Source organism: Streptomyces sp. NPDC049585 (assembly GCF_040675615.1).
GTDB classification, from domain to species: domain Bacteria; phylum Actinomycetota; class Actinomycetes; order Streptomycetales; family Streptomycetaceae; genus Streptomyces; species Streptomyces luteosporeus.
In genome coordinates this window covers 1-6,185 of record NZ_JBFAPE010000069.1, presented here as the reverse complement: position 1 = coordinate 6,185, position 6,185 = coordinate 1, and the positions used below count along the sequence as shown (strand labels likewise).

Here is a 6,185-nt window from a genome sequence, read left to right as displayed (position 1 = left end):
CGCCTACCACGGCTACCCGTGGCTCATCCACCGCCTGGCCTACCGCCGCACCGGCCACCGCAACCTGCACGTGCGCGGCCACCACCCCTCCCCCACCCACGGAAGTCACGTGCTCATGCACCACCGCCGCGCCACGGCCGCGGCCACCGTCCTCGCCGGCCTGCTCACCCTCGCCGGCGCGACCACGGCCCACGCCCACGGGGACACCATCAGCCTCACCGGCTCCGGTGTGACCGCGGGGCACCCCACCACCAAGGCGACGTGGGAGGAGGACGGCCACCCGGTGGACGAGCGGGTCGCCGGCACCTTCACCGCGACCTCCTCCGACGGCACCACGCTGGGCCCCTGGCGCTTCGTCCCGGTGCCGGGCGAGCCGGGGGCGTACACCACCGCCGAGGCACTGCCGGCGGGCCGGTGGACGGTCACCGCCCAGACGGCCTTCCCCGCGCTCGGCCGTGCCGAGTACCGCGCCGAGGTGACCGCCGCGTCCCTGGCCGGTGCCACCGGCGCATCCGCCGGGCCCGCCGCACCGGCGCGCTCCGCGGCCCGGCCGGCCGCACCCTCGCCTTCGCCCACGAGCGGGGCCGCTTCCGATGCGTCCGGCGACGGGCCGGGCGCGGTGACCATCGGCATCACCGCGCTCGGCGTCGCCGGCGCCGGCGCCCTGGCCGCCCTGTGGTGGCGGCGCCGGCACACACGCCACGTCTGAAAAGTACGCAACAGTACGAAGAGGAACCCCCCATGCACAGATTCCGCAGGTCCTCCCGCACCCCGGCACGCACACCCGGGCGCGGGAAGGCCGTCCTGTCCACCCTGGCCGCCGCCGTGATGTCCGGCGGTCTGATGCTCGGCGCCGCCCCACAGGCCCAGGCCGCGGTCACCGGCACGGTCGTGGCCGGGCAGGGCAACTTCCCCACCATCAACCAGCGCTCCCTGCCGTCCCTGACCTCGAACGTCACCGGCACCTCCGCGATCGGCGACCGCATCCCGATGCAGTGCCGCACCACCGGCGACAGCGTCGAGAACAACAACCGCTGGATCTGGTCGGGCGCCTACTACATCGCCGACGCGTTCATCCGGGAGGACACCGGCTCCCTGCCGTCGTGCGGCACCAGCCGGCCCACCGGGTGGACGGCCCTGAACATCGGCATGCAGAAGCAGGTCCGCGACCAGTGGTGCTGGGACGCCTCCGGCCTGACGATCGCCAACTACTGGGGCTACACCTCCTACAACCAGTACGACTTCTGCCGCCTGGCCCAGCAGGGCAACAGCGGCCTGGACTGCAACAACCGGCCCGCGACGCTCGGTGACATGGCCAACGGCCTGCGCACCATGGGCTTCCGCAACAGCGGCACCGACCTGTGGCGCAGCGCCTCCTTCGGCGAGACGCAGAACGAGATAGCCAACGGGCGCCCGTTCGCCGTCCGCATCGGCTGGACCTCCGGCGGCGGTCACATGAACGTCATCTACGGCTACGACAGCACCAGCAACATGGTGGCGGTCGGCGATCCCTGGCCCAGCACCCAGACGTACACGTGGTGGAACTACTCCACCTACGCCGGGAACAACTCCTTCCGGTGGACCCACTCGCGCATCGGCATCCACGCCTGAGGAGGCAACCCACCATGCACCGTTCCCTCACCCGACGGGCCGCCGCCGCTCTCGCGGCCGCTGCCGCCGTCACCGTCTGCACCATGACCTCCGCCCAGGCAGCCGACGGGCCCGCCGCCCCCGCGCCGTCCGACTACACCGCCGCCCAGCAGGTGCTGCGCTCCGGCCAGGTCCACGACACCGTCGCCCGCTTCCTGACCGCCACCCAGCACCGCTCCGACGGCGGCGCGGACGGCGGCACCTCGGCGGGCGCCCGACGCGGTCTGGCCGCGGCGGCGCCCGGCTTCGACCTGAAGAAGCCGGTGCCGATGTACGAGCTCGCGCCCGAGTTCGTCACCGGCAGGGCCCGGGCGAGCGCCGCCTCGGCCCTGCGGCTGTCCTACCTCGCCTCCCGCGTCTCGGCCACCGACGGCCACCAGGCCGCGGTCCTGCTCGCCCCGCAGCCAGCCGGCGGCTCCTGGCAGCTGGCCGGGATCCGGGACGGGGAGGCGGACATCGCCGCGGCCGAGCGCGGCACCGAGCAGGCGCGCACCTTCATGGAGCCGCAGGTCCACGGCTGGTACCGGCTGACCGGCGACGGGTTCGTCGAGCCGCTGAACAAGGAGGCGGGCGTGGCCCTGCAGGGCGCCTCGCGCGTCACGCTCGCGGCGTACCAGCAGCTGGTGGCCAAGCGCTACGGCGACAAGCAGCCCGGCTCGGCGTACGACCGCAAGGGCCTGGCCGGCGGCTACGCGCTCCCCGAGGACCACCCGGCGCCGACGGCCGCGTCCTCCCCCGCCGGCCCCACGTGGCTGCCGGTGGCCGGCGGCGGCGCGGCCCTTGCGACAGCGGGCGCCGCGGCCGTCGTCGTGCACCGCCGCCGCACCACCGCCTGACCCTTGTCGTCCGTGTGGCCCGGCCCCCGGTGGGGCCGGGCCACTGTGCGTGCGAGGATGTGGCAGTCTCTTGGGCCATGGAGATCTGGATCAATCCCGCCTGCAGCAAGTGCCGCTCCGCGCTGTCCCTGCTGGATGCCGAGGGGGCGCAGTACACCGTCCGGCGGTACCTGGAGGAGCCGCCGAGTGCCGAGGAGCTGCGAGAGGTGCTCGGCCGCCTGGGGCTGGAGCCGTGGGACATCACCCGGACGGGCGAGGCCGCGGCCAAGGAGCTGGGCGTCGCCGAGTGGGGGCGTACGGAGGCGGATCGCGGGCGGTGGATCGAGGCGCTGGCGACGCACCCGTCGCTGATCCAGCGGCCGATCATCACGGCCGACGACGGCACGACGGTGGTGGGCCGGTCGGAGGAGGCCGTGCGGTCGGTACTGCCGCGCTAGGGCGACCCGTAGGGGCGCGGGGAACTGCGCGATCAGCCCGCGACGGCCCGCAGTCGGCCCCCGGGGTGGCGTGTCGGCTGCGGGCCGTCGTCGGCTGATCGCGCAGTTCCCCGCGCCCCTGACGGGGCGCCGTGGTGGCGCGCCCACGCGGCGGAGCCGCATATCGACACCGCCCCGCGCCCCTGACGGGGCGGACCTAGTCGGGGGCGTCGGCCGGCAGGGTCCAGTCGTTGACCAGGCGGCGGGCGCGGCCGGCGTCGTCGGGGAAGACCAGGACCTGCAGCTTCCACGGCGAGCGGCGCCGGCCGCGGCCGCGCGGGGTGCAGTCGGCCACGGTGGAGCGGATCCGGTGGGTGCCGAGGAAGCGGCGGACCTCCTCGGCCGCCGTCCGGGTGGCCGTACGGGCCACCGGGACGAGCAGGCCGAACGGGTAGGGCCGGGGGGTGCGCAGGCGCAGTCGGGGCACGTGTCTCACCGTCCTGCCGGCCGGGCCCGTTGTCAGTGGCTGCTGCGTTCGGCGAGCTTGTGGTGCTCGACGCTCTCGTGGGCGGCGTGGACCGCCCGGTACTCCTCGGCGGTGGGCTTGGCGATCTGGCCGTAGGGGCCGTAGTAGGTGCGGGCGAGGCGGGCGCGCAGCCGCTGGGTCCAGCCGACCTTGCGGGGGACGCCGTTCTCGTCCACCGGGGGCGGCAGCTCGTAGGGGCGGGGCTGGTCGTGCGCGGTGAGGGTGTACAGGTCGGCCTGGGGCAGGGGCTCGTGGATCTCCACGTACTCGCCGTGCGGGCGGCGCACGATGACGCCGGACTCGCGGCCGTGCAGGATCTTCTCCCGGTCGCGGCGCTGCAGGCCCAGGCACCACCGCTTGGTGATGAGGAAGACCAGGACGGGCAGGACGAAGAAGCCGATGCGCACGGTCCAGCTGATCGCGTTGAGCGAGAGGCGGAAGTGCGTGGCGAACAGGTCGTTGCCGCCGCCGATCAGGAGGATGGCGTATTCGGCGATCCAGGCGGCGCCGAAGGCGGTGCGGTTGGGGTTGTTGCGGGGCCGTTCGGCGATGTGGTGTTCGCGCTTGTCGCCCGTGAGCCAGGCCTCGAAGAAGGGGTAGAGCCACAGGGCGAGGTAGACCAGCAGGAAGACCACCAGCGGGATGAAGACGCCGAGCACGAGGGTGTGGCCGAGGAAGTTGATCTCCCAGCCGGGCATCACGCGGATGAGGCCTTCGGCGAAGCCCATGTACCAGTCGGGCTGGGCGTCGGTGGTGACCTGGTCCGGCCGGTAGGGGCCGTACGCCCAGATGGGGTTGACCTGGGCGATGGCGGAGAAGACGGCGAGGATGCCGCCGACGAGGAAGAAGAAGCCGCCGGCCTTCGCCATGTAGACAGGCATCAGGGGCATGCCGACGACGTTCTGGTTCCTGCGGCCGGGGCCGTATCCCTGGGTGTGCTTGTGGTAGAAGACCAGGATCAGGTGGGCCACGAGCAGACCGAGCATGATGCCGGGGATCAGCAGCACGTGGACGGTGAAGAACCGGGGGATCCAGATGGTGCCGGGGTACTGGCCGCCGAAGATGAACATCACCAGGTAGGTGCCGATGATGGGCACGGAGAGGATCGCACCCTCCATGAAGCGGATCCCGGTGCCGGAGAGCAGGTCGTCGGGCAGGGAGTAGCCCATGAATCCGTCGAACATGCCGAGGATGAGCAGGCCCGCGCCGATGAGCCAGTTGAGTTCGCGCGGCTTGCGGAAGGCGCCGGTGAAGAAGACGCGCATCATGTGGACGGTCATCGCCATGATGAAGACGAGGGCCGCCCAGTGGTGCAGCTGGCGCAGCAGCAGGCCGCCGCGGACGTCCATGCTGATGTCGAGCGTGGAGCGGTACGCCTCCGACATGAGGATGCCGCTCAGCGGTGCGTAGGAGCCGTGGTAGACGACCTCGTTCATGCTGGGCTTGAAGAACATCGTCAGATAGACGCCGGTGACGATGATGATGAGGAACGAGTAGAGGGCGACCTCGCCCAGCATGAAGGACCAGTGGTCGGGGAAGATCTTCCTGAGGTTCGCCTTGGCCAGCGAGAACAGACCGATGCGGCCATCGGCCCAGGTCGCCAGCCGCTCGCCCGCGGAGGCGGGGGCGGGGTGGCCGGGCGAGGCCGCGGGGGTGTGCTGAGTGTCGGTCATGCGCTGCAGTTCTCCCGGACCCTGGGCGGCATTTCCCTGCCAGCCACTTCTTCCACAGGAATGGCGATTCCTGGCACTGTGCGCCCATATTCCACGCATTCGGCCGCAGTGTGCGTGATTTGCGCGGAGTGTCGGGGAGTGTCCGGCCGCTCCTGTCCCCTCGGCGCGGCCTGCGGTCCTATGGTCCGTCTATGACGGAAACCGCCGGCCGGCCGTGGCCCGGGGAGGGCCGCGGCGCCCTTCCGGTGGCCATGGCGGCGCTCACCGTGACCACGGGGGTCGTGGAGGCCGTCAGCTTCCTGGTGCTGGGGCCGGTCTTCACCTCGGTCCAGACCGGCAACCTGCTCCTGCTCGGCTTCTCCCTCGCCGGGCAGGGCGGCCTGTCCCCTGCCGCCTCGACCGCCTCGCTCGGCGGCTTCGTGGTGGGGGCGGTGCTCGGTTCGCGGTTCGAGTCGGGCGCGGACGCCCGCGGACGGCGGTGGCTGGCGGCGGGGTTGGTGGCGGAGGCCGTCCTGCTGGCGGTGGGCGCGGCGGTCTCCTGGGGCATCGGCGGCACCGGTGCGCCGCTGACCGCACGGCACTATGCGGTGGCAGCGATCGTGGCGGTCGCGATGGGCATGCGCAACATCACCACCTTGCGGGCGAAGGTGCCGGACCTGCCCACGACGGTGGCCACCCGGGCGCTGACCGGGCTGCTCGGCGGCTCGCCCCTGGCCGTGGACTCGCGGATCTCCTCCGACGCGCCCAGCCAGCTGCGCCGCACGGCGACGGTGGGGGCCATGTTCGCCGGCGGCCTGCTGGGCGCGTGGGCCCTGCGCGAGGGGTTGCGGCCGCACGTGGTTCTGCTGGCGGCGGCCGGCGGGGTGCTGCTCGTCGCCGCGGGGCACGCCGTACGGCGGCCTTAGGCCGTGTCCGGCGGATCTTCGTCACGCAGCCACCACGGCGCCCCGTCAGGGGCGCGGGACCCCTAGTCGATGTGCGGCTGCCGCCGCGTGGGCGCGACAAGCCACGACGCGCCCGCAGATGGGGTGCCGCGCTTCGCCCCCGGCGCGTCGACTGCAGGCCGTCGCCGGCTGATCGCGCC

The 6,185-nt window shown here is 73.0% G+C and carries 7 protein-coding genes; 5 read left to right on the top strand and 2 right to left on the bottom strand.

Annotated elements, in window-relative coordinates; genetic code table 11:
* The 4 genes from AB0K17_RS30630 to AB0K17_RS30615 all read left to right on the top strand — a co-directional run.
* On the top strand, positions 1-709 hold a 709-nt coding region (locus AB0K17_RS30630), incomplete at its 5' end, for a hypothetical protein (protein WP_365985002.1).
* Positions 710-741: 32 nt separating this feature from the next.
* Positions 742-1,611 carry a papain-like cysteine protease family protein gene (locus tag AB0K17_RS30625; RefSeq protein ID WP_365969981.1) on the top strand — a complete coding sequence of 290 codons (870 nt, stop codon included), beginning with the start codon at positions 742-744 and terminating at the stop codon, positions 1,609-1,611.
* A gap of 14 nt (positions 1,612-1,625) precedes the next feature.
* Positions 1,626-2,486: a hypothetical protein gene (locus tag AB0K17_RS30620; protein ID WP_365985001.1), complete on the top strand. Its 861-nt coding sequence runs from the start codon at positions 1,626-1,628 to the stop codon at positions 2,484-2,486.
* A 77-nt stretch (positions 2,487-2,563) separates the two neighbouring features.
* The gene (locus tag AB0K17_RS30615; RefSeq protein WP_365969979.1) at positions 2,564-2,923 is read left to right on the top strand and encodes an arsenate reductase family protein; all 360 of its coding nucleotides are present in this window, start codon (positions 2,564-2,566) and stop codon (positions 2,921-2,923) included.
* A 196-nt stretch (positions 2,924-3,119) separates the two neighbouring features.
* Here AB0K17_RS30615 and AB0K17_RS30610 read toward each other — a convergent pair whose 3' ends face one another.
* Together AB0K17_RS30610 and AB0K17_RS30605 are read right to left on the bottom strand one after the other, a co-directional pair.
* A complete protein-coding gene (locus AB0K17_RS30610) occupies positions 3,120-3,389 on the bottom strand; it encodes a hypothetical protein (protein ID WP_365985000.1) in 270 nt (89 codons plus the stop codon).
* A gap of 32 nt (positions 3,390-3,421) precedes the next feature.
* On the bottom strand, positions 3,422-5,101 hold the full coding sequence (locus AB0K17_RS30605; RefSeq protein WP_365969977.1) for a ubiquinol-cytochrome c reductase cytochrome b subunit: 1,680 nt from the start codon (positions 5,099-5,101) through the stop codon (positions 3,422-3,424).
* A 191-nt stretch (positions 5,102-5,292) separates the two neighbouring features.
* Between AB0K17_RS30605 and AB0K17_RS30600 the strand changes: the two genes are divergently transcribed.
* The gene (locus AB0K17_RS30600) at positions 5,293-6,006 is read left to right on the top strand and encodes a YoaK family protein (protein WP_365984999.1); all 714 of its coding nucleotides are present in this window, start codon (positions 5,293-5,295) and stop codon (positions 6,004-6,006) included.
* Positions 6,007-6,185 lie beyond the last annotated feature (179 nt).

What these genes read in the sequence shown, in the direction of transcription:
- AB0K17_RS30625 (WP_365969981.1), top strand. Translation starts at nt 742, where the DNA reads ATGCACAGATTCCGCAGGTCCTCCCGCACCCCGGCACGCACACCCGGG.
- AB0K17_RS30620 (WP_365985001.1), top strand. Translation starts at nt 1,626, where the DNA reads ATGCACCGTTCCCTCACCCGACGGGCCGCCGCCGCTCTCGCGGCCGCT.
- AB0K17_RS30615 (WP_365969979.1), top strand. Translation starts at nt 2,564, where the DNA reads ATGGAGATCTGGATCAATCCCGCCTGCAGCAAGTGCCGCTCCGCGCTG.
- AB0K17_RS30605 (WP_365969977.1), bottom strand. Translation starts at nt 5,101, where the DNA reads ATGACCGACACTCAGCACACCCCCGCGGCCTCGCCCGGCCACCCCGCC.
- AB0K17_RS30600 (WP_365984999.1), top strand. Translation starts at nt 5,293, where the DNA reads ATGACGGAAACCGCCGGCCGGCCGTGGCCCGGGGAGGGCCGCGGCGCC.